This is a genomic window from Streptomyces sp. AK08-02 (assembly GCF_033795085.1).
GTDB classification, from domain to species: domain Bacteria; phylum Actinomycetota; class Actinomycetes; order Streptomycetales; family Streptomycetaceae; genus Streptomyces; species Streptomyces echiniscabiei.
The window spans coordinates 262,855-283,729 of record NZ_JARAZV010000017.1 but is presented as its reverse complement, the minus strand read 5'-3'; the positions used below and the strand labels follow the sequence as shown (position 1 = coordinate 283,729).

18 protein-coding genes are annotated in these 20,875 nt (G+C 70.6%); 9 read left to right on the top strand and 9 right to left on the bottom strand.

The annotated features are described in order from the left end of the window. Positions 1 to 30: 30 nt before the first annotated feature. Both PV734_RS33635 and cobT read right to left on the bottom strand, forming a co-directional pair. Complete coding sequence (locus tag PV734_RS33635) at positions 31 to 1,812, bottom strand: phosphatidylglycerol lysyltransferase domain-containing protein (RefSeq protein WP_319293371.1); 1,782 nt, start codon at positions 1,810 to 1,812, stop codon at positions 31 to 33. 79 nt (positions 1,813 to 1,891) lie between these two features. Next, positions 1,892 to 3,025, bottom strand: coding sequence for a nicotinate-nucleotide--dimethylbenzimidazole phosphoribosyltransferase (cobT, locus tag PV734_RS33630; protein WP_319293370.1), 1,134 nt, complete (start codon positions 3,023 to 3,025; stop codon positions 1,892 to 1,894). A 158-nt stretch (positions 3,026 to 3,183) separates the two neighbouring features. Between cobT and PV734_RS33625 the strand changes: the two genes are divergently transcribed. After that, positions 3,184 to 4,161, top strand: a complete 978-nt coding sequence (locus PV734_RS33625) for a class I SAM-dependent methyltransferase (RefSeq protein WP_319293369.1) — start codon at positions 3,184 to 3,186, stop codon at positions 4,159 to 4,161. A gap of 72 nt (positions 4,162 to 4,233) precedes the next feature. Here PV734_RS33625 and PV734_RS33620 read toward each other — a convergent pair whose 3' ends face one another. Then, on the bottom strand, positions 4,234 to 5,433 hold the full coding sequence (locus PV734_RS33620) for a bifunctional adenosylcobinamide kinase/adenosylcobinamide-phosphate guanylyltransferase (RefSeq protein ID WP_319093494.1): 1,200 nt from the start codon (positions 5,431 to 5,433) through the stop codon (positions 4,234 to 4,236). 204 nt (positions 5,434 to 5,637) lie between these two features. On the opposite strand from PV734_RS33620, the gene PV734_RS33615 reads away from it, so the two are divergent. Then, positions 5,638 to 5,853 carry a hypothetical protein gene (locus tag PV734_RS33615; RefSeq protein ID WP_319093495.1) on the top strand — a complete coding sequence of 72 codons (216 nt, stop codon included), beginning with the start codon at positions 5,638 to 5,640 and terminating at the stop codon, positions 5,851 to 5,853. A 95-nt stretch (positions 5,854 to 5,948) separates the two neighbouring features. Here PV734_RS33615 and PV734_RS33610 read toward each other — a convergent pair whose 3' ends face one another. Both PV734_RS33610 and PV734_RS33605 read right to left on the bottom strand, forming a co-directional pair. Continuing rightward, the gene (locus tag PV734_RS33610) at positions 5,949 to 6,656 is read right to left on the bottom strand and encodes a class I SAM-dependent methyltransferase (protein WP_319293368.1); all 708 of its coding nucleotides are present in this window, start codon (positions 6,654 to 6,656) and stop codon (positions 5,949 to 5,951) included. 83 nt (positions 6,657 to 6,739) lie between these two features. Beyond that, positions 6,740 to 7,366 carry a DUF3043 domain-containing protein gene (locus PV734_RS33605; protein WP_319093497.1) on the bottom strand — a complete coding sequence of 209 codons (627 nt, stop codon included), beginning with the start codon at positions 7,364 to 7,366 and terminating at the stop codon, positions 6,740 to 6,742. 223 nt (positions 7,367 to 7,589) lie between these two features. Here PV734_RS33605 and PV734_RS33600 point away from each other — a divergent pair, with 223 nt between their 5' ends. The 5 genes from PV734_RS33600 (at position 7,590) to PV734_RS33580 (ending at position 14,072) form a co-directional block, all read left to right on the top strand. Further along, a complete protein-coding gene (locus tag PV734_RS33600) occupies positions 7,590 to 8,384 on the top strand; it encodes a PspA/IM30 family protein (protein WP_319093887.1) in 795 nt (264 codons plus the stop codon). 62 nt (positions 8,385 to 8,446) lie between these two features. After that, positions 8,447 to 8,725, top strand: a complete 279-nt coding sequence (pspAA, locus tag PV734_RS33595; protein ID WP_319093498.1) for a PspA-associated protein PspAA — start codon at positions 8,447 to 8,449, stop codon at positions 8,723 to 8,725. A gap of 70 nt (positions 8,726 to 8,795) precedes the next feature. Further along, complete coding sequence (locus tag PV734_RS33590) at positions 8,796 to 10,064, top strand: sensor histidine kinase (protein ID WP_319293367.1); 1,269 nt, start codon at positions 8,796 to 8,798, stop codon at positions 10,062 to 10,064. A 27-nt stretch (positions 10,065 to 10,091) separates the two neighbouring features. After that, complete coding sequence (locus PV734_RS33585) at positions 10,092 to 10,775, top strand: response regulator transcription factor (RefSeq protein ID WP_319093500.1); 684 nt, start codon at positions 10,092 to 10,094, stop codon at positions 10,773 to 10,775. A 192-nt stretch (positions 10,776 to 10,967) separates the two neighbouring features. Further along, positions 10,968 to 14,072, top strand: coding sequence for an efflux RND transporter permease subunit (locus PV734_RS33580; RefSeq protein WP_319293366.1), 3,105 nt, complete (start codon positions 10,968 to 10,970; stop codon positions 14,070 to 14,072). Between the two features lie 170 nt (positions 14,073 to 14,242). Here PV734_RS33580 and nadA read toward each other — a convergent pair whose 3' ends face one another. Further along, positions 14,243 to 15,439, bottom strand: a complete 1,197-nt coding sequence (nadA, locus tag PV734_RS33575; RefSeq protein WP_319093503.1) for a quinolinate synthase NadA — start codon at positions 15,437 to 15,439, stop codon at positions 14,243 to 14,245. A 282-nt stretch (positions 15,440 to 15,721) separates the two neighbouring features. On the opposite strand from nadA, the gene PV734_RS33570 reads away from it, so the two are divergent. Beyond that, entirely contained in the window at positions 15,722 to 16,078 is a 357-nt protein-coding gene (locus tag PV734_RS33570; protein WP_006380335.1) for an iron-sulfur cluster assembly accessory protein, read from the top strand. Between the two features lie 136 nt (positions 16,079 to 16,214). Here the strand turns inward: PV734_RS33570 and PV734_RS33565 are convergent, their stop codons facing one another. Then, the gene (locus PV734_RS33565; RefSeq protein WP_319293365.1) at positions 16,215 to 17,861 is read right to left on the bottom strand and encodes a hypothetical protein; all 1,647 of its coding nucleotides are present in this window, start codon (positions 17,859 to 17,861) and stop codon (positions 16,215 to 16,217) included. Positions 17,862 to 18,077: 216 nt separating this feature from the next. Next, positions 18,078 to 18,323: a hypothetical protein gene (locus PV734_RS33560; protein WP_319093505.1), complete on the bottom strand. Its 246-nt coding sequence runs from the start codon at positions 18,321 to 18,323 to the stop codon at positions 18,078 to 18,080. Positions 18,324 to 18,458: 135 nt separating this feature from the next. Between PV734_RS33560 and PV734_RS33555 the strand changes: the two genes are divergently transcribed. Continuing rightward, positions 18,459 to 19,433, top strand: a complete 975-nt coding sequence (locus PV734_RS33555) for a carbohydrate kinase family protein (RefSeq protein WP_319093506.1) — start codon at positions 18,459 to 18,461, stop codon at positions 19,431 to 19,433. A gap of 65 nt (positions 19,434 to 19,498) precedes the next feature. Here PV734_RS33555 and PV734_RS33550 read toward each other — a convergent pair whose 3' ends face one another. Further along, positions 19,499 to 20,875, bottom strand: a complete 1,377-nt coding sequence (locus tag PV734_RS33550; RefSeq protein WP_319093507.1) for a cysteine desulfurase/sulfurtransferase TusA family protein — start codon at positions 20,873 to 20,875, stop codon at positions 19,499 to 19,501.

Genomic DNA, 20,875 nt, shown 5'->3' with positions numbered 1-20,875 from the left:
GTCCTCATCCGTGCGTGTTCGTCCACGTGCTCATCTCTTCGACTCCAGGTGCCTGCGGTGCACCCACTTCGGCAGTCCCGGCGCCTCCAGGAAGCCCTCCGCGCGCGCCGCGGCGATGCCGATGCGCGGCAGGTCCGCGCTCTTCTCGAAGAGCAGGAACCGGGGCTCCCAGATGGGCCGGTACTTCGCGTTGGCGCGGTACAGCGACTCGATCTGCCACCAGCGGGAGAAGAAGCTGAGCAGCGAGCGCCACAGCCTCAGCACCGGCCCCGCGCCGATGCGCCCGCCACGTTCGAAGACGGAACGGAACATCGCGAAGTTGAGTGAGACCTGAGTGATCCCGATCTCCTGCGCACGCTGGAGAAGTTCGATCACCATGAACTCCATCAGCCCGTTGTCGGAGTCGCGGTCGCGCCGCATGAGGTCGAGCGACAGCCCACGCGGCCCCCAGGGCACGAAGGAGAGCAGCGCCCTCAACTCACCCGCCTCGCCCGCGCGGCTGTCGATGCATTCGAGCATCACGCACTGCCCGTCGGCCGGATCGCCGAGCCGCCCCAGCGCCATGCTGAACCCGCGTTCGGTGGCGCCGTCCCGCCAGTCGTCGGCGCGCCGGAGGAGGTAGGTCATCTCGGCGGCCGGGATGTCGGCGTGGCGCCGGATGCGCACCGTGTAACCAGCCCGTTTGACCCGGTTGTAGGCCTGCCGGACGGTGCGCATGGCCCGTCCGTCCAAGGTGAACTCGGCGGTCTCCACGAGGGCCTCGTCGCCGAGTTCGAGGGCGTCCAGGCCGTGCCGCGCGTACACCGTGCCGGCCTCCTCGCCGGCCCCCATCACGGCCGGGATCCAGCCGTGTGCGCGGGCCTCGGCGAGCCACGGTTCGATGGCGCCGGGCCAGGCCTCGGGGTCGCCGATCGGATCACCGGCGGCCAGGGAGACCCCGCCCAGGGCGCGGTACGTGACGGCGGCCTTGCCGGTGGGGGACCAGATGACGCTCTTCTCGCGGCGCAGGGCGAAGTAGCCGAGGGAGTCGCGGTCGCCCTGCCGGTCGAGGAGGGCGCGCAGCCGGGCCTCGTCGTCCTCGGTGAGAGGGTCGACGGCACGGCGGGAGCGGAAGGCGGCGTAGAAGACGGCGAGGATCAGCACCGTACTGATGACGTTGATGACGACGTCGACCCAGTTGGGCGTGGAGATCCCGGCGAAGCCCGAGTCGTCGGCGGCGACGGAGATCAGCCGCATCGTGCCGTAGCCCCAGCGCTCCAGGAACGTCGAACGGTGGGTGTCGTGCGCCTCGTTGGCGACCGTGACCAGGAGCGCCGCGAGGAGGGAGCAGACGAGCAGGCCGCCGACCGCGACGGCGGCGGCGAGCCGCGGGTTGGAGCGGTCGCCCTTGGCGTAGAACTCCCTCCGCCCCACGACGAGCGCGGCGACGAAGGCGGCGGTCAGGACGAGCGAGATCCAGTTCTGCGCGTGCTCCCGGATCTCCGCGAAGAACATGGCGAAGCCGAACAGCAGCAGGAACAGCGAGCTGATCACGATGTTCAGGATCCAGGCGGCCCGCTTGCGGCGCCGCATGGTGATCGCGAGGAACATCGTGAACACACCGGAGGCGAAGCCGGCGGTCAGCAGGTACGGCGTGAAGAAGTTCTCCTCGTTGTGCCGCCGTACGTCGTTCCCGAAGGAGACCCACACCGCGCTGAGCAGGTTGACGAAGGTGACGACCCGCAGATACCAGACGGCGAACGCGGCGGCCCGCCGCGAGGCGGTGGTACTGGCACTTCGCTGAACGTTGGGCGTGAGCCGGGTATCTCCCATGGGGAGTGATCATATGGGGCATGTCGCATGACATGCCCCATATGCCCGTCGGTGGCCGGGTGGCCGGGTGGCCGTCCGGTCAGACGGCTTCGGGCTCCTGCGGCTTCTCCGCGTCCTCGGCGTCCTCGGTCTTGGAGGCCTCCGGGCTCTTCGGGGTCTCCAGGGCCTCAGGCTTCTCCGGCAGCTCCGCGGCCAGTGCCGCCGCTGCCTGGACCAGCGGGAGGGCCAGCAGTGCCCCGGCTCCCTCACCCACGGTCACCCCGTGGTCGAGCAGCGGCTCCAGCGCCATCCGGTCCAGGGCCTTCGCCTGGGCCGGCTCACCGCTGCTGTGGCCGGCGAGCCACCAGTCCGGCGCCCGGAAGGCGACCCGCTGCCCGACCAGCGCGCACGCGGCCGACACCACGCCGTCCAGGATCACCGGCATCTTGCGCACCGCGCTCTGCAGCAGGAACCCGGTCATCGCGGCGAGGTCGGCTCCGCCCACCGTCGCCAGCAGCTGCAACTGGTCCCCGAGCACCGGCCGGGCGCGCCGCAGCGCGTCGCGGATCGCGGCGCACTTGCGCATCCACGCCAGGTCGTCGATCGGCAGCCCGCCCCGCCCCGTGACGACGGACGCGTCCGTCCCGCACAGCGCGGCCACCAGCACCGACGCGGCCGTGGTCCCGCCCACGCTCACATCGCCCAGGACCACCAGATCCGTACCGGAGTCGGCTTCCTCGTCGGCCACGGCGACCCCCGCCAGGAAGGCGGCCTCCGCCTCCTCGGGGGTCAACGCGTCCTCGACGTCGATCCGCCCGCTGCCACGCCGTGTCCGGTGCCCCGCGACCTCGGCGGGCAGCGCCTCCGGCTCGCAGTCCAGAGCCATGTCGACGACCCGTACGGGAACCCCGAGCCGCCGCGCGAGCACGGCGACGGGGCTGGAGCCGTCGAGAACCGCCCGCACGGACCGCTCGGCACTGCCGGCGGGGCGCGCCGACACGCCCTGCCCGGCGATCCCGTGATCCCCCGCGAACAGCACCACACGCGGTCGTTCGACGGGCCGCACCGGCACCGAGGACTGTGCCGCCGCCAGCCACTCACCCAGGTCGTCGAGGCGCCCGAGCGACCCGGGCGGCACGATCTGGCGCTCCCGTCGCGCCTCCGCGTCGCGGCGCACACCGCCGTCGGGGCGCTCGATCAGATCGGTGAAGTCGTCGAGATTAAGCGAGCTCATTCGCCGAACAGTACCGGCAGCGATCGAACAGGGCGCCGTCACGTTGGAGCCATGTCATTGCACCCGGGACGGCTATCCCCTACGTAACGTTTTGATGCGTAATGTCGCACGGCGCTTCAGCGCACCGCAGCAGTGCACCGCTTCAGCAGGAGCCGCCCATGTCCCCCGCCTCGAAAGCGACCGTCCCACCGGAGACCGACGGGTTCCACGAGCCGCGCCGCGAGGACTGCCCCTGGTGCGGTTCCAAACGGCTGCGCACCCGCCTGCGCACGCCCGACCCGCGGCAGCGCGGACTGGGAGGCCCGGGCACGTTCGTCGTCGACGAGTGCCGCGACTGCGCCCATGCCTTCCAGAACCCGCGCCTCACGGCGGAGGGCCTCGCCCTTCACCATCAGGACCTGCCCGCGGCCTGCCACCCCGTCGCGCCCGGCAGACACCGCGCGGCGGCCCGGGCGATGCTCGCCTTCCGCGAACCGGAGAGCTGGCTCGACGTCGGGACGGGCGACGGGGCCTTCCCGGCGGCGGCGAAGCGCCATTTCCCGTACACGGCCTTCGACGGCGTGGACACCACGCGCCTCGTCCAGAAGGCCCGTACCGCCGGCCACATCGAGGAGGCCTACCGGGGCCACCTCACCGACCCGGCCATCGTCAACCGACTGAGGGCCCGCTACGACGTCGTCAGCATGTTCCATCACCTGGAACACACCCCGGACCCCCGCGAGGAACTCCGCGCGGCCCTCACGGCCCTGCGCCCCGGCGGCCACCTACTGATCGAGGTCCCGGACCCGCACTGCGCGTTCGGCACCCTGCTGGGCAGGTGGTGGCCCTGGTACGCCCAGCCCGGCCACCTCCACCTCATGCCGCTGGCCAACCTGGTGGCGGAACTGGAGTCCCAGCACTGCGCGATCGTCGCGACGGACCGCCGACAACCCCACATCCCGTACGACCTGACGGGCGCCCTCACCGTGGCCCTCACCCGAGCACTCCCGGCCCGCCGCACACCCCTGCTCCGGGCGGCGACCCCATTCTTGGCCCTGACCACGGCTCTGGACCACGCCCTGGCCCCCTTCCTGCGCCGCACCCGCTTCGCGAACACCTACCGAATCATCGCGAGGAGGGGCGCGACAGCCCCTTAAGGGGCGCGGGGAACTGCGCGATCAGCCCCCACCGGGCCTGCAGCCGAACAGCAGGCTGCTGACGTGCACCTCTCAACCCCGCAGCACAACCGCCTGCCCGGCCACCACCAACAGCACGTGCTCACACTCCGCCCCGAACGCCGAGTTCAGCCGCCCGAGCTCGTCCCGGTACCGCCGCCCGGACGCCGTGGCCGGCACGATCCCCGACCCCACCTCGTTCGACACGGCGACAACGCTTCGCCGCGTGGAACGCACCGCCGCCGTCAACTCCCGCACCCGCCGCCGCAACTCCCGCTCACCGCCCCCGGCCCACTCCGCGTCGTCCCACGCCCCGACCTCGTCCATCGCGTCCGTCAGCCACAGCGACAGACAGTCGATGAGCAGCGGCGCGCCGTCGTCCTTCAGCAGCGGTACGAGGTCACAGGTCTCGGTGGTACGCCACGACCCCGGCCGCCGCTCCCGATGCGCGTGCACCCGCGCCGCCCACTCCCCGTCCCCGTTGCGTGTCCCGCCCGTGGCCACGTACAGCACGTCGGGGAACGCCTCCAGCCGCCGCTCTGCCTCCACCGACTTGCCCGACCGCGCCCCGCCCAGCACCAGCGTCCGCCGGGGCACGTCCGGTACGTCCTCGTAGACGCCGACCGTCAACGTCGTACCGTCCGGCACCGCCCGCGCGCCCGCCGCCGCGAGCCTGCGCCGCAGCTCGGCGCCCGGGGGAACGTCATGGTCCAGGTGGACGGCGACGACATCCGTGGCCGGGCCGAGCGCGCCCGCCGCCCGCAGCCGGGCCAGGGCGTCGGGCCGCCCGACGACGTCCGCGAGGACCATGTCGTACGAGGGACCGTTCGCGTCGAGCCCGGCCGGTGCCGCGCCCGGCGGCAGATACAGCAGCCGCTGTCCGTCCGGGCCGGTCACCGCGTATCCCGTGCCGTGGGAGTCCATCGGGACCGCGCGCACCCGGTGCCCGGTCAGCAGCGCCAACTCCCGCCCGTCCGGCACCCGTCCGGGCTGTGGCAGGCCCGCCGGCACCTCCACGGCGGGCCCGTCGTGCGGATGCGACAGCAGCACCTGCCGTACCCCGCCCAGCGAGTGCCCGGCGCGCGCCGCCGCCAGTACGGCGCCGGGGGTGAGGTCGAGCAGCAGCGTGCCGTCGACGAGCAGCGCGGTGGCCGCCCGCGCGTTCCCGCCGAGCGCGCCGGCGCAGGCCGCGCACGCACAGTCGGGGCGCGGGAGACCCGCGGGGGCACCGGTGCCGAGCAGAGTGAGTTCCACAAACCTGATTTTCGCGTGTCCCCGCTGGTCTTGCGCGTCCGGCCGAGCCTGTCCGGCGGATCAGGCCGGAAGACGCTCGCGGTGCCAAGCCCCGCGTCCCCGGCATGATCCGCCGGACAGGCTCTAGGCTCTAGGCTCTCGGACACAGGAGCCGGATCAAGATCCGGCTCCTGGTCTGCAGCGGTTCATATCTTGGAGGCGTACATGGCGGCATGGACGTGGCGGTTCGAGAACACCGACGGGGCGGAGGTCCAGCCCGCGGTGGAGCCCGAGGAGTTCACGACGCAGGGGGACGCCGAGTCCTGGATCGGTGAGTACTGGAAGGACCTTCTCGCAGGCGGCGCGGAACAGGTGCACCTGTTCGAGGACACCACAAAGATCTACGGCCCGATGAGCCTGCGCGAGGCCCAGGAGGCGTAGCGGCACTTGGTAGGGGCGTCCCGAAGGGCGCCCCTACAGGGGCGCGGGGAACTGCGCGACCAGCCCCCACCGGCCGGCGGCCGACGAACAACCGCTCAACCCCGAACCCCGCACAGGTGCAGCAACGCGGCCACCTGCCGATAGGGATCCGTCCGCCCCGCCCGCTCCTCCACGGCCAGCAGCGCATCGACGTCAGAAGCAGAGGGCATCTCCGCATCGTCGGACGCCGTGTCCGTGAACACCCGCACCCCGTACCACGCGTGCAACGGCGCCCCGATCCCGGCGAGCGTGCCGGTGAGGGTGGACAGCCGGTCGGCGCGCACCTCAAGCCCGAGCCGGTTGACGTACGAGTCCGTGTCGAAGGCACCGAGCGCACCCGCCCAGTCCCCGGCGAGCCCCGACCGCATCGCCAGCGCGTCGCCGTTGCGCACCAGCAGCGACAGCAGCCCGCCCGGCGCCAGCATCCGCGCCAGCCCCGCCAGCAGCGCGTCCGGCAGTTCGACGTACATCAGTACGCCATGACAGAGCACGACGTCGAAGCTGCCCGGCAGGAAGTGCACCCCCGTGTCGCGGCCGTCGCTCTCCAGGAGCCGGACGCGCTCACGGATGCCCTCGGGCTCGGCGGTGAGCGCCTCACGCGCCGCGTCGAGCATCCTCGGGTCCTTCTCGACACCGGTGACGTGATGGCCGGCCCGGGCCAGCCGCAGCGCCTGCGTGCCCTGACCCATACCGACGTCGAGCACCCGCAGCCGCTGCCCGACCGGGAACCGCCCGGCTATCTGCTCGTCGAGCTGCCGGGCCACCAGTTCCTGCCGTACGACATTCCGCAGCCCGCCCAGCCTGTGCAGCCAGGCATCCGCCGCGCCCCCGGAGAACGACGTAGTGCTCAGGGCCGCTCTCCGCGCTTGACCTGAGGCTTGGGCAGCCGGAGGCGACGCATCTGGAGAGAGCGCATCAGCGCGTAGGCGACCGCGCCCTTCGTCCGCTCGTTCGGGTAGCGGGCGGCCAGCTGCTTCTTCATCCGGAACGCGATGAAGACCGAGTCGACGATGATCAGCACGATCACGAAGAGCCACAGCAGCAGCGCGATGCTCTGCAGCGCACCGACCCGCACCATGCTCAGCACGAGGATGATCACGGCCATCGGCAGGAAGAACTCGGCGACACAGAAGCGCGAGTCCACGAAATCGCGCGCGAAACGGCGCACCGGTCCCTTGTCGCGGGCGGGGAGATATCGCTCGTCCCCGCTGGCGAGCGCCTGGCGCTGCCGATCCATCGCGGCACGGCGCTCGTCGCGCTGCCGCTTGGCCCCCTCCTTACGCGTCGTCGGAGTACTGGCCACGCTGCGGCGCTGGGACTGGGCCTGACTCCGCTTGGGAGTGGGCCTGCCCTTCGGGGCCTGCGGGTCACGGGTCTGCTTGGAGTCGGTCACCAGCGCCTTGTCGGCGGGGGCCTTCTCTTCCTTGGCACGGCTACGGAACACAAAACCCAAGGGTACGGGGTATCGGGGCATGGACCCCAGCCGAGTGGGGAACGATCCGGCAACACCGGGCGTCTGTAGAGACAAGCGGTAGGGGGTCACCTACTCCCTACGCCGGAGTGGGACAGATCGCGGTCGTCCTTGGGGATGAGCGCATCGGGCCCGGAACAGTGCGGTAATGGAGGCAGGGCCCGTACTGTTGGTCCTGTTGCAGGTGCTGGAGCTGGAGTCCGTCAGAAGGGGGCGCGCGAAGCCCATGAGCGGTGTCATGAAGCGTATGGGGATGATCTTCCGCGCGAAGGCGAACAAGGCCCTTGACCGGGCCGAGGACCCGCGCGAAACCCTCGATTACTCGTACCAGAAACAGCTGGAGCTGCTCCAGAAGGTGCGCCGCGGAGTCGCCGACGTGGCGACCAGCCGCAAGCGGCTGGAACTGCAGCTCGCCCAGCTGAACAAGCAGTCCTCCACGCTGGAGGACCAGGGCCGCAAGGCGCTCGCGCTGGGCCGTGAGGACCTGGCCCGCGAGGCGCTCTCGCGCCGCGCCGCCCTCCAGCAGCAGGTCACGGACCTGGAGACACAGCACCAGACCCTCCAGGGCGAGGAGGAGAAGCTCACCCTCGCCTCGCAGCGCCTCCAGGCCAAGGTCGACGCCTTCCGCACCAAGAAGGAGACGATCAAGGCGACGTACACCGCCGCCCAGGCCCAGACCCGGATCGGCGAGGCCTTCACCGGCATCTCCGAGGAGATGGGCGACGTGGGCCTGGCGATCCAGCGTGCCGAGGACAAGACGGCACAGCTCCAGGCGCGGGCCGGCGCGATCGACGAGCTGCTCGCCTCGGGCGCCCTCGACGACCCCACGGGCATGGCGAAGGACGACATCCAGGCCGAGCTGGACCGACTGTCCGGTGGCACGGACGTTGAGCTGGAGCTGCAGCGCATGAAGGCGGAGCTGGCCGGAGGTTCGTCGTCGGGGCAGCAGGCCATCGAGGGCGGCGCGGGTCAGCAGCAGTCGCAGCAGCCGAAGGACACCCCGCGTTTCGACAAGCAGTAACCCGCAGCGCGGTGACCCACAGCGGTGACCCGCGTCTGTAGGCCACGCCTGAGGAGGGCGACATGATCGTACGGATCATGGGGGAGGGCCAGGTGAGGCTGGCGGACAGCCACCTCACCGAACTGAACAAGCTGGACGACGTGCTCCTGGCGGAGATGGAGATCGGCGACGGCCCCGGCTTCCGCCGCACCCTCCAGGCGCTTCTGTCCAAGGTCCGCGAACTGGGCGAGCCCTTGCCCGACGACTCGCTGGAACCCTCGGAACTGATCCTCCCGTCGCCGGACGCGACGCTGGAGGAGGTCCGGGAACTGCTGAGCGACGACGGACTGATCCCGGGGTGAACCGCGCAGGTGGGCGCAGCCCCGGCCGTGTTTCCCACCCACTCACCCGTACGCCGTACCGTTGGCGACCGTGAGCACACTCCAGCGCGCCCGATGCCACCTGAAAGCACACCCTCTCGCGCTGGACGTGGCCCTCGCGGCAGCCGTCCTTCTGTGCATGCTGGGCGCCTCGTTCGTCGACCCCCACGGCCCACACCGCGGCGCCTGGACCGCCCGCACCCCCGACGCCCTCAGCCTGATCCTCATGGTGCTCGGCGCCGCGGCACTCGTCCTCCGCCGCCGCGCCCCCATGAAGGTGCTCGCGTTCACCGGTACCGCCTCCCTCGTCGAGTCGGTCACCGCCGATCCCCGCGCCCCCGTCGCGATGTCCGCGGTGATCGCCCTCTACACCGTCGCCTCGACCACCGACCGCACCACCAGCTGGCGCGTCGGCCTCCTCACGATGACCGTCCTCACCGGTTCCGCGATGCTGGCCGGCCCCCTGCCCTGGTACGCGCAGGAAAACCTCGGCATCTTCGCCTGGACCGGCATGGCCGCGACCGCGGGGGACGCCGTACGCAGCCGCCGCGCCTTCATCGTCGCCATCAGGGAGCGCGCCGAGCGTGCCGAACGCACCCGCGAGGAGGAGGCCCGCCGCCGCGTGGCCGAGGAGCGGCTGCGTATCGCCCGTGACCTGCACGACGTGGTCGCCCACCACATCGCCCTCGTCAACGTCCAGGCCGGAGTCGCCGCGCACGTCATGGACAAGCGCCCCGACCAGGCCAAGGAAGCCCTCGCCCACGTACGGGAGGCCAGCCGCTCGGCGTTGAACGAGCTGCGCGCGACCGTCGGCCTGCTGCGCCAGTCCGGTGACCCGGCGGCGCCCACCGAACCCGCTCCCGGTCTGCACCGGCTCGACGAGCTGGTCGGCACCTTCCACAACGCCGGACTCCAGGTCGAGGTGGCCCGCGCCGACCAGGACACCACCCTCCCCGCGGCCATCGACCTGGCCGCCTACCGGGTGATCCAGGAAGCCCTGACGAACGTACAGAAACATGCGGGACCGGAGGCGAAGGCCGAGGTCAGCGTCGTACGGGTGGGGCCGAAGATCGAGATCACCGTGCTGGACAACGGGCCGGGGCGGGGAGCGGGCCAGGAGAGGCAGGAAGGTCCGGAGGGCCCGGAGGAGGGCGGCGGGCACGGGTTGCTCGGGATGCGGGAGCGGGTCACCGCGGTCGGCGGCAACTGTACGACCGGTCCCCGCTACGGAGGCGGCTTCCGCGTACATGCGATCCTGCCGGTGAAGAGCAGCCCGCGTCCCGCGGACGGCGCGGGCAGCCCCGTACAGCGAACCGCCTGACCGCACACCCATACGTAAGGACCGTGTATGACGATCCGTGTCCTGCTCGCCGACGACCAGGCACTGCTGCGCAGCGCCTTCCGCGTGCTCGTGGACTCGGAGGCCGACATGGAGGTGGTCGGGGAGGCGTCCGACGGGGCGGAGGCGGTGCGCCTCGCGCGGGAACAGCGTGCCGACGTCGTACTGATGGACATCCGGATGCCGGGCACCGACGGACTGGCCGCGACCCGGCTGATCAGCGCGGATCCTGGGCTCGCGCATGTACGGGTGGTGATGCTGACGACGTTCGAGGTCGACGAGTACGTGGTGCAGTCCCTGCGCGCGGGCGCGTCCGGGTTCCTCGGCAAGGGCGCCGAACCCGAGGAACTGCTCAGCGCGATCCGGGTCGCCGCCGGGGGCGAGGCGCTGCTGTCGCCGGCTGCCACCAAGGGGCTGATCGCCCAGTTCCTCGCCCAGGGCGAAGTGCTGGACGACGGCAGGGATCCCGCCCGCGCCGACCGGCTGGACGCGCTGACCGGGCGGGAGCGCGAGGTGCTGGTGCAGGTGGCCGGCGGACACTCCAACGACGAGATCGCGGAGCGCCTCGAGGTCAGCCCGCTGACGGTGAAGACGCACGTCAACCGGGCCATGGCCAAGCTGGGCGCCCGGGACCGGGCCCAACTCGTCGTCATCGCCTACGAGTCGGGCCTGGTACGTCCAAGGGTGGAGTGAGTTCCGCGGGGCGTACTGCGGTCGGAGTAGGGACCGGGTAAGGAAACGGGACCTGGGAGCTAGGGACCGGGGGTGTTCCATGGCCCAGGGTGTAGGGGCGGGCGCTCATATGGGTGACACACCCACGCAGACGTGTAGGTGTGTCCCGTGCGTCCTTCCTCCGCTCGGGCCACAGAAGAGAGACGCTCACCCATGTCCTGGCTGTCCAGGTTCAGCCTCGCGCAACGGGCCCTGATAGGCCTGATGTCGATCGTCGCGATCGTCTTCGGAGCGATAGCGATACCGCAGCTCAAGCAACAGCTGCTGCCCACCATCGAACTCCCGGTGGTGTCCGTCCTGGCGCCGTACCAGGGTGCGTCCCCCGATGTGGTCGAGAAGCAGGTCGTCGAGCCGATCGAGGACAACCTCGAAGGCGTCGACGGCATCACCGGAGTCACCTCCACCGCCAGCGAGGGCAACGCCCTCATCACCGCGTCCTTCGACTACGGCAACGACACCAAGCAGCTCGTCGCCGATGTCCAGCAGGCCGTCAACCGGGCCCGTGTGCTCCTCCCGGACGGTGTGGACCCGCAGGTGGTCGCCGGTTCGACGGACGACATCCCGACCGTCGTCCTCGCCGTCACCTCCGACCAGGACCAGCAGGCCCTCGCCGACCGGCTCGACCGCACGGTGGTCCCCGACCTGCGGGCCATCGACGGCGTCGGCCAGGTCACGGTCGACGGCGTACGGGACGTTCAGGTCACGGTCACCCCGGACGAGCGGAAACTGACGGCGGCGGGCCTCAACTCCGCCGCCCTCGCCCAGGCACTCCAGGCGGGCGGCGCGACCGTACCGGCGGGCTCCTTCGACGAGGCCGGCACCAACCGCACGGTCCAGGTCGGCGGCGGCCTCACCTCGGTGAAGCAGATCGCGGACCTGATGGTCGCGGGCGCGCCCGGTTCCAGGACCAAGCCGGTTCGCCTCGCCGACGTGGCGACCGTCAAGCAGGAGTCCGCCAAGGCCGACTCGATCACGCGTACGGACGGCAAGCCCAGCCTCGCCGTCACCGTCACGATGGACAACGACGGCAGCGCGGTGGCGATCTCCGACGCGGTCGGGGACAAGCTCGCCGACATGCGCAAGGACGTGGGCACCGGCGCGACCATCACGGTGGTCAGCGACCAGGGTCCGGCGGTGGCGAAGTCCATCAAGGGCCTGACGACGGAGGGCGGCCTCGGTCTGCTCTTCGCGGTGATCGTCATCCTGGTATTCCTGGCGTCGGTCCGCTCGACCCTGGTCACGGCGGTCTCGATCCCGCTCTCGGTGGTCCTGGCCCTGATAGTCCTCTGGACGCGCGACCTGTCCCTGAACATGCTGACGCTGGGCGCGCTGACGATCGCGATCGGCCGGGTCGTCGACGACTCGATCGTGGTCCTGGAGAACATCAAGCGCCATCTCGGCTACGGCGAGGAGCGCCAGGAGGCCATCCTCAAGGCGGTCCGTGAGGTGGCCGGCGCGGTCACCTCGTCCACGCTCACCACGGTTGCCGTCTTCCTGCCGATCGGCCTGGTCGGCGGCATGGTGGGCCAGCTGTTCGGCGCGTTCAGCCTGACGGTGACGGCGGCTCTGCTGGCGTCGCTCCTGGTCTCCCTCACGGTCGTCCCGGTCCTGTCCTACTGGTTCCTGCGAGCCCCGAAGGACACCCCGGACGACGCGGACGAGGCCCGCAGGCTGGCGGAGGAGAAGGAGGCGAAGAGCAGGCTCCAGCGCGTGTACGTCCCTGTCCTGCGCTTCGCGACCCGTCGCCGTCTGACGAGCGTGGCGATCGCGGCGGTGGTCCTCATCGGCACATTCGGCATGGCCCCGCTCCTGAAGACCAACTTCTTCGACCAGGGCGAGCAGGAAGTCCTCACCGTCAAGCAGCAGTTGAAGCCGGGGACGAGCCTGGCGGCGACGGACGTCCAGGCGAAGAAGGTCGAGCGACTGCTCGCGGACGTGAAGGGCGTCAAGGACTACCAGGTGACGATCGGTTCGTCCGGCTTCCTGGCGGCCTTCGGCGGCGGCACGGACACCAACCAGGCCTCCTACCAGGTCATGCTGGAGGACTCGGCGTCGGCGGACGACGTCCAGGACAGCATCGAGGAAGGGCTGGCGAAACTCTCCGGCATCGGTACGACCACCATCGCGGCCGGTGACGGCTTCGGCAGCCAGGACCTGAAGGTGGTCGTGAAGGCGGCCGACGCGGACACCCTGCGCAAGGCGGCGGACGAGGTACGCGACACGGTGGCGGGCCTGGACGACGTCACCGACGTCACCAGCAACCTGGCGCAGAGCGTGCCGCGCATCTCGGTGCGGGCCAACTCCAGGGCGGCTGCGGCCGGTTACAACCAGCAGACGCTGGGCGCGGCGGTGGCCGAGGCGGTCAAGGGCACGACGGCCGCCAAGGCGACTCTGGACGACACCGAGCGCGACGTCGTCATCAGGTCGGCGAAGCCGGCCGGGACACTGGCCGAGCTGAAGGCGCTGCGCTTGGGCGCGGTGAAGCTGGGTGACATCGCGGACGTACAGCTGGTCGACGGCCCGGTGTCGATGACCCGGATCGACGGCCAGCGGGCCGCGACGATCACGGCCCGCCCGACCGGCGACAACACGGGCGCGGTCAGCGCCGACCTCACCTCGAAGCTGGACGCGTTGAAGCTCCCCGCAGGTGCGACGGCGGAGATCGGCGGCGTGTCGTCGGACCAGGACGACGCGTTCAAGAACCTGGCGCTGGCGATGCTGGCGGCGATCGCGATCGTCTTCATGCTCCTGGTGGCCACGTTCCGCTCATTGATCCAGCCGATGATCCTCCTGGTGTCGATCCCGTTCGCGGCAACGGGCGCGATCGGCCTGCTGGTCGCCACGGGCACCCCGATGGGCGTCCCGGCGATGATCGGCATGCTGATGCTGATCGGCATCGTGGTGACGAACGCGATCGTGCTGATCGACCTGATCAACCAGTACCGCGCCCAGGGCTACGGAGTGGTCGAAGCGGTGGTGGAGGGCGGCCGTCACCGCCTCCGCCCGATCCTGATGACGGCCCTGGCGACGATCTTCGCCCTCCTCCCGATGGCGCTGGGAGTAACAGGCGAGGGAGGCTTCATCGCCCAGCCGCTGGCAGTGGTCGTCATCGGCGGCCTGATCACGTCAACGGCCTTGACCCTGCTGCTCGTTCCGACCCTGTACACACTGGTGGAACTGCGCAAGGAACGCCGGGCGAAGAAGAAGGCGGCGAAGCGGGAGCCGAAGGCGGAGGTACGGGAGCCCGCGGGAGTCTGAACCGCCGGTGAGCCGCCGAGCTGATGGACGAGAGGGCGGCAGGGTGTGCACACACCCTGCCGCCCTCTGTCTGCCTTGTTCTTAGGGATACGTATCTAATAAGTACATCCCCAAGAACGTGAGCGCACCCGAAACGGACACGAGTGGCGCCGCTCACCCGCCCACGCCGCCTACGGCAGCGCCAGCATCCGCTCCAGCGCCAGCTTCGCGAACTTCTCCGTCTCGCGGTCCACCGTGATCCGGTTCACCAGCTTGCCCTCGGCCAGGGACTCCAGGGTCCAGACCAGGTGAGGGAGGTCGATGCGGTTCATCGTCGAGCAGAAGCAGACCGTCTTGTCGAGGAAGACGACCTCCTTGCCCTCGGGAGCGAAACGGTTCGCCAGGCGGCGTACCAGGTTCAGCTCCGTGCCGATGGCCCACTTCGAGCCGGCCGGAGCCGCCTCCAGCGCCTTGATGATGTACTCGGTCGAACCGACGTAGTCCGCAGCTTCGACCACCTCGTGCTTGCACTCGGGGTGTACCAGGACGTTCACACCGGGGATCCGGGCGCGGACGTCGTTCACCGAGTCCACGCTGAACCGGCCGTGCACCGAGCAGTGGCCGCGCCACAGGATCATCTTCGCGGCGCGCAGCTGCTCCGTCGTCAGGCCGCCGTTCGGCTTGTGCGGGTTGTAGAGGACGCAGTCGTCCAGCGACATCCCCATGTCCCGTACCGCCGTGTTGCGGCCGAGGTGCTGGTCCGGCAGGAACAGGACCTTCGTCGAGTCGGGCTCGCCCTGCTCGAACGCCCACTGGAGGGCGCGCTCGGCATTGGACGACGTACAGATCGTGCCGCCGTGCCTGCCCGTGAACGCCTTGATGTCCGCCGAGGAGTTCATGTAGGACACGGGCACGACCTGGTCGGCCACCCCGGCCTCCGTCAGGACGTCCCAGCACTCGGCGACCTGCTCGGCCGTCGCCATGTCCGCCATCGAGCAGCCGGCGGCCAGGTCGGGCAGGACCACCTTCTGGTCGTCGCCGGTCAGGATGTCCGCGGACTCCGCCATGAAGTGGACACCGCAGAACACGATGTACTCCGCCTCCGGACGCGCCGCCGCGTCCCGGGCCAGCTTGAAGGAGTCGCCCGTGACGTCCGCGAACTGGATGACCTCGTCGCGCTGGTAGTGGTGGCCGAGGACGAAGACCTTGTCGCCGAGCTTCTCCTTGGCGGCACGCGCGCGTGCCACCAGGTCCGGGTCGGAGGGGGAGGGCAGGTCCCCGGGGCAGTCCACGCCGCGCTCGCTCCTCGTGTCGGCCTCACGGCCGAGGAGCAGCAGGGCGAGGGGCGTCGGCTGTACGTCGAGGTCCTGCGTCTGGGCGGTGGTCACGACACGCACCCTTTCTGTTCTTCCGGTCACGCCTTTTCGTCGAATTGACGTTATCTATCGTAACCCCTTCACGTCACTTTGACGAGGTTCATAGCGTCGATGTGACATGAATCCCGGAGTACGGATGCGGGCCGTCCACAGGCCGCTGTTCGCGTTTCCGCGCGTGTGCGAGCATGGAGGGGAGAAGAACGGAAAGAACAGACTCTCGGCCCGGAATGAATCCGCGGCCCCGCCGGTTGCACTCGTCGGCAGAAGTCTCCGTACAACCCGGGAGAGATGTAGATGTCCGTATCGGACGAGACCAGCACCGTCACCGACGGCATCATCCTGTCCGACGCCGCCGCGGCGAAGGTCAAGGCCCTGCTCGACCAGGAAGGCCGCGAGGACCTCGCCCTGCGTGTCGCGGTCCAGCCCGGCGGTTGCTCGGGTCTGCGCTACCAGCTGTTCTTCGACGAGCGTTCCCTCGACGGTGACGTTCTCAAGGACTTCGACGGCGTCAAGGTCGTCACCGACCGTATGAGCGCCCCCTACCTCGGCGGCGCCTCCATCGACTTCGTCGACACCATCGAGAAGCAGGGCTTCACGATCGACAACCCGAACGCGACGGGCTCCTGCGCCTGCGGTGACTCCTTCAGCTAAACCCGGACTCATACGCACGTCGTGCGCGTGAAGGCGGCGCCCCCTCCGACGGGGGCGCCGCCTTCACGCGTAAGCGGATGATCGCGAGCCGAACAGGCCTGCGGGTTACCGGGTTACCGGGCCACCGGCCACCGGGCTACCTCTTGGCGAAGTCGCCCTCGGGGATCGTCTGTCCCTCCGGACCCACTACCTTCCGGTCACCCAGCGGCTCGTCCAACCGCACCGTCTCGTACGTCGCCTTGGCGAGCATGATGCAGATCGTGCCCTTCTTCGTCGTCGAGGTCACGGTCACCTTCACCTCGCCGTTCTCCTTCGCCGACGCCGCGTACTTGCTGCACACCCCGCCCCAGAAGCCCACGGTCAGCTCCTTGCCGTCGCCGGAGACCGTGTAGCCCTCGATCTTCATGTCATGTGTCGTCGTCCCGGACGTCGGCTCGTCGCCCGGCGCGGTCGGCGAGGCCGTCGGGGACGGCTCCGCGCTCGACCCGGAACCGGAACCGGCCAGGTAGCGGGGGTCGATCGCCGGGTACGTCACCGTGTAACCCTTCGCGGCACCCTGCGCCCGTACCTCGAACAGCCATGACGGCACGAGCGCCGGCCGCCCCGACACGGTGTGCGAGGCCAGCCCGAACACCGCCTTGTCGACGGTGAGCGACTCCTTCTGTCGCGTCGTCCCCGTGGCCGTACCGCACGGCGCCTCCAGACGGTCCTTCAGCGGTACGGGGCTGGCGCAGCCCCCGATCCCCATACGGTGCTCCGGGGTCGCCACGGCCCCCGGCTCGTTGAGCAGGGCCAGAGTGGCCTTCGCACCGAGCACCGGATACGTGTCGCTCTTCACCGGCGTCGACAACTGGCCGCTGCCGGACACCACTTCGCCCTGCGCGCTGACCTGGAGACCGGTTGTCCAGCCGTAGGTGGGCAGGCCGCCGACCACCGGATCGGCGTTCACCACCCGCTGGGTGCCCAGGACCTGGCTCGCGTCCAGCTTCGCGTCGTCCTGGCCGACCGCCTTCAGAACCGGCGCCGCGGCCTTCTTCGCCGCCGCCTCGCTCACCGGATCGACGGTCGTCCCCTCGGCGCCGGACTTCTGCGCGCACACGGTCGTGCTCCTGCAGTTGTCGGGACCGCCGAGCAGATACCGACTGAAGGACCAGGTTCCCGGGGCGTGCCTGTTCACTCGCAGAAAGGGACCGGTCCCGTCGTGCGCCGTGCCGACCAGCCAGTCCTCGGCCTCCTGTACCGGCTTGCCCGCGACCCCGAGGGCCTTGGCCAGCCGGGTCACCTCGGCGGCCGTGATCTCTCCCTGGGCGTTCTTCGCCATCGTGTACACCGGCGCCGACGAGGGCCCGGCGGGCAGCGTGCCGTCCGCCCGGTAGGTCACGCCGTTCGGGTCGGGCTCGCCGGGCGCGATGCCGTTCGTACCGCCCGTGCCGGTCGTGTCACCCGTACCGCCGCCCCTGGTGTAGCCGTCGAGGGCCAGCGGCGGGGGAGTGGTGCCGTCGCCGCCCGGCGCCGAGGCGCCCGTACGGTCGTCGTCCTTCGAGCCGCCGACCGCGCTGGTGGCGAGGTACGCCCCGCCGCCCCCGACGAGCAGCACCGCGGCGGCGACCGAGGCGACCAGCACCGGGGACCGGCGCCGGGACGGGCGCTCGGCGTCGCTCTCCTCCGGCGTGGGCGCGGTGGCGCCGTCCGTGCCGGCCTCCGTGCCGCCGTCCGTGTCGGCCCCGGTGGCCGCCGTCTCGTCGTCGGCGGCGTCGTCGTGATCGGGTCGCTCGGTGTTCACCGCATCGCTCCTTCGGCTCCCAGCTGTCCCGGCTGTCCCGACCGGCCCGGCCCTGTCACCGACAGGCACCGGCGGGTCGTACGCCGTGTCCTCTTTACGGGGGACAGCGATGGGACGCGGCGGGGGAGCGCACGGTTCCCGTCGAGCGCTGGTCGACCGGGCGGGCGACGAGGTGGTCGACGCCGTGGCCGTCGGAGTACCGGCGCTCCCGGCCCGTCAGCCGCCGTACTCCGGCATCGCCTCCACCAGCCGCGCCGAGGCCGACGGGACGGTCACCCCGTGGATACGGGACGGGGAGACGGGCAGGGCGGTGATCCGGTCCGGGGCGGTCCAGTGCGGCGCCATCCGGGCGCAGTCGCCGCGCAGGGAGGCCAGATCCCCTTCGAGGTCGTGCGGAGCGGCACCCGGTCCCGAGTGCACGTGCTGGACCTGAAGAGCCTGATGGACCTTGAAGTTCGTCATACCGGAACCGTATGCACCGCATACCCGGCCGAGAAAGATCTACTATCGGGTAGTTTTGCCGCTACAGCGAGCGCGGGCCGACCGGGTAGCGTGAACTGTCAATCACCCTTCCCCTCGCAGGAGAGTGTCCTCGCCGTGCGTATCGCAGTCACCGGCTCCATCGCCACCGACCACCTCATGACCTTCCCCGGCCGTTTCGCCGACCAGCTCGTCGCGGACCAGCTGCACACGGTCTCCCTCTCCTTCCTGGTCGACAACCTCGACGTACGCCGAGGTGGCGTGGGCGCGAACATCGCCTTCGGCATGGGTCAGCTCGGCACCAGGCCGATCCTGGTCGGGGCCGCCGGCTCCGACTTCGACGAGTACCGCGCCTGGCTCGACCGTCACGGAGTGGACACCGAATCGGTGCGGATCTCCGAGACGCTGCACACCGCCCGTTTCGTGTGCACCAACGACGCAGACCACAACCAGATCGGCTCCTTCTACACCGGCGCCATGAGCGAGGCCCGGCTGATCGAGCTCAAGACCGTCGCCGACCGCGTCGGCGGACTCGACCTGGTCTCGATCGGCGCGGACGACCCGGAGGCGATGCTCCGCCACACCGAGGAGTGCCGCTCGCGGTCCATCCCGTTCGCCGCCGACTTCTCCCAGCAGATCGCCCGCATGGGCGGCGACGACATCAAGGTCCTGCTGGAGGGTGCCGCGTACCTCTTCTCGAACGAGTACGAGAAGGGCCTCATCGAGTCGAAGACCGGCTGGTCCGACGCGGAGATCTTGGCCAAGGTCGGTACCCGGGTGACCACCCTCGGTTCGAAGGGTGTGCGCATCGAGCGTGCCGGTGAGGAGCCGATCCTGGTCGGCTGCCCGGAGGAGGAGGCGAAGGTCGAGCCCACGGGTGTCGGCGACGCCTTCCGCGCGGGGTTCCTGTCCGGTCTGGCCTGGGGCGTCTCCCTGGAGCGTGCCGCGCAGGTCGGCTGCATGCTGGCGACTCTGGTGATCGAGACTGTCGGAACGCAGGAGTACCAGTTGCGGCGGGTCAATTTCCTTGAGCGGTTCCGTAAGGCTTATGGGGATGAGGCCGCGGTGGAGGTTCAGGGGTATCTGGGCTGAGTTCGTCGGGCGCGGGTGCGTGGGGGCTGGTCGCGCAGTTCCCCGCGCCCCTAAGGACAGGCCCCTCAACTCAACCGGCGGATCAGGTACGCCGTGCCTTGGTCCGCCTGCTCCTCGCCCACGTACTCCTGTTCCCGCATCTCGCACCACGCGGGAATGTCCAGGCGGGCCGCCTCGTCGTCCGAGAGGACTCGGATCGTGGCGCCCACTGGCACATCGCCGATCACCTTCGCCAGCTCGATCACCGGGATCGGGCACCGCTTGCCGAGGGCGTCCACGGTGAGCGCGCCCTCCTGCCGTACCGTCACCGGAGTCGGAGCGCCCAGCTTCTCCCGTACGGTCGCCACCGCGTCCGGCAGCGTGGACAGGAACCGGTCGACCTCCTCGGCCGGGGTCCCGAGCGGCAACGACACCCGCACGTTGCCCTCGCTCAGCACCCCCATCGCCCTCAGCACATGGCTCGGCGTCAACGTGCTGCTCGTACAGGACGAGCCGGAGGAAACGGAGAAACCGGCGCGGTCCAGCTCGTGCAGCAGAGTCTCCCCGTCGACATAGAGACAGGAGAAGGTGACGACACCGGGCAGTCGTCGCACCGGATCGCCGACCACCTCCACGTCCGTCACCAGCTGGGGCACGCGCGCCCGGATCCGCTCTGTCAGTTCCCGCAGCCGCACCGCCTCCTGGGCCGCCTCGGCCCGCATCGCGCGGAGCGAGGCCGCCGCCGCGACGATCGCCGGCAGGTTCTCGAACCCGGCCGCCCGCCCCGACTCCCGCTCGTCCACGGGCCCTTGGACGGCGAACCGCACCCCCTTGCGGACGGCGAGCAGTCCGACCCCTGACGGCCCACCCCACTTATGGGCACTCGCGGTCAGCAGCGACCAGGGCCCCGCGACCGCCGCCCAGCCGAGCGACTGCGCCGCGTCCACCAGCAACGGCACCCCGGCCGCCCGGCACACCTCGGCCACCTCCGCCACCGGCTGCTCCGTCCCCACCTCGTGGTTGGCCGACTGGAGACACGCCAACGCGGTGTCGGGCCGTACGGCGGCCTCGTACGCCCGGGCGGCCACGGCACCGGCGCGATCCACCGCCACGGTCGTCACCTCGCCGCCCGTCGCCTCCCACTCCTCCGCCGAATGGAGGACAGACGAGTGTTCGACCGCCGACACGATCAGGTGACGTCCGACGCGCCGCCGCCCCGCGAGAGCGCCCGCCACACCGGTGTGAACGGCCCGTGTGCCCGACGACGTGAACGTCAGCTCATCGGACCGGCATCCGACCGCCTCCGCCGCGGTCTCCCGAGCGGCGTCCAGCAACATCCGAGCCCGCCGTCCCTCCCTGTACAGACGTGCGGGATCGGCCCACCCCTCGTCCAAGGACGCCAGCAGCGCCTGCCGGGCAACAGGGTGAAGGGGAGCGGAGGACGCGGCATCGAAGTAGGACAC

Excerpts from the sequence above, each read along its gene's own strand:
- PV734_RS33635 (WP_319293371.1), bottom strand. The coding sequence starts at position 1,812 with ATGGGAGATACCCGGCTCACGCCCAACGTTCAGCGAAGTGCCAGTACC.
- cobT (WP_319293370.1), bottom strand. The coding sequence starts at position 3,025 with ATGAGCTCGCTTAATCTCGACGACTTCACCGATCTGATCGAGCGCCCC.
- PV734_RS33625 (WP_319293369.1), top strand. The coding sequence starts at position 3,184 with ATGTCCCCCGCCTCGAAAGCGACCGTCCCACCGGAGACCGACGGGTTC.
- PV734_RS33615 (WP_319093495.1), top strand. The coding sequence starts at position 5,638 with ATGGCGGCATGGACGTGGCGGTTCGAGAACACCGACGGGGCGGAGGTC.
- PV734_RS33605 (WP_319093497.1), bottom strand. The coding sequence starts at position 7,366 with ATGCCCCGATACCCCGTACCCTTGGGTTTTGTGTTCCGTAGCCGTGCC.
- PV734_RS33600 (WP_319093887.1), top strand. The coding sequence starts at position 7,590 with ATGAGCGGTGTCATGAAGCGTATGGGGATGATCTTCCGCGCGAAGGCG.
- pspAA (WP_319093498.1), top strand. The coding sequence starts at position 8,447 with ATGATCGTACGGATCATGGGGGAGGGCCAGGTGAGGCTGGCGGACAGC.
- PV734_RS33585 (WP_319093500.1), top strand. The coding sequence starts at position 10,092 with ATGACGATCCGTGTCCTGCTCGCCGACGACCAGGCACTGCTGCGCAGC.
- PV734_RS33580 (WP_319293366.1), top strand. The coding sequence starts at position 10,968 with ATGTCCTGGCTGTCCAGGTTCAGCCTCGCGCAACGGGCCCTGATAGGC.
- PV734_RS33570 (WP_006380335.1), top strand. The coding sequence starts at position 15,722 with ATGTCCGTATCGGACGAGACCAGCACCGTCACCGACGGCATCATCCTG.
- PV734_RS33560 (WP_319093505.1), bottom strand. The coding sequence starts at position 18,323 with ATGACGAACTTCAAGGTCCATCAGGCTCTTCAGGTCCAGCACGTGCAC.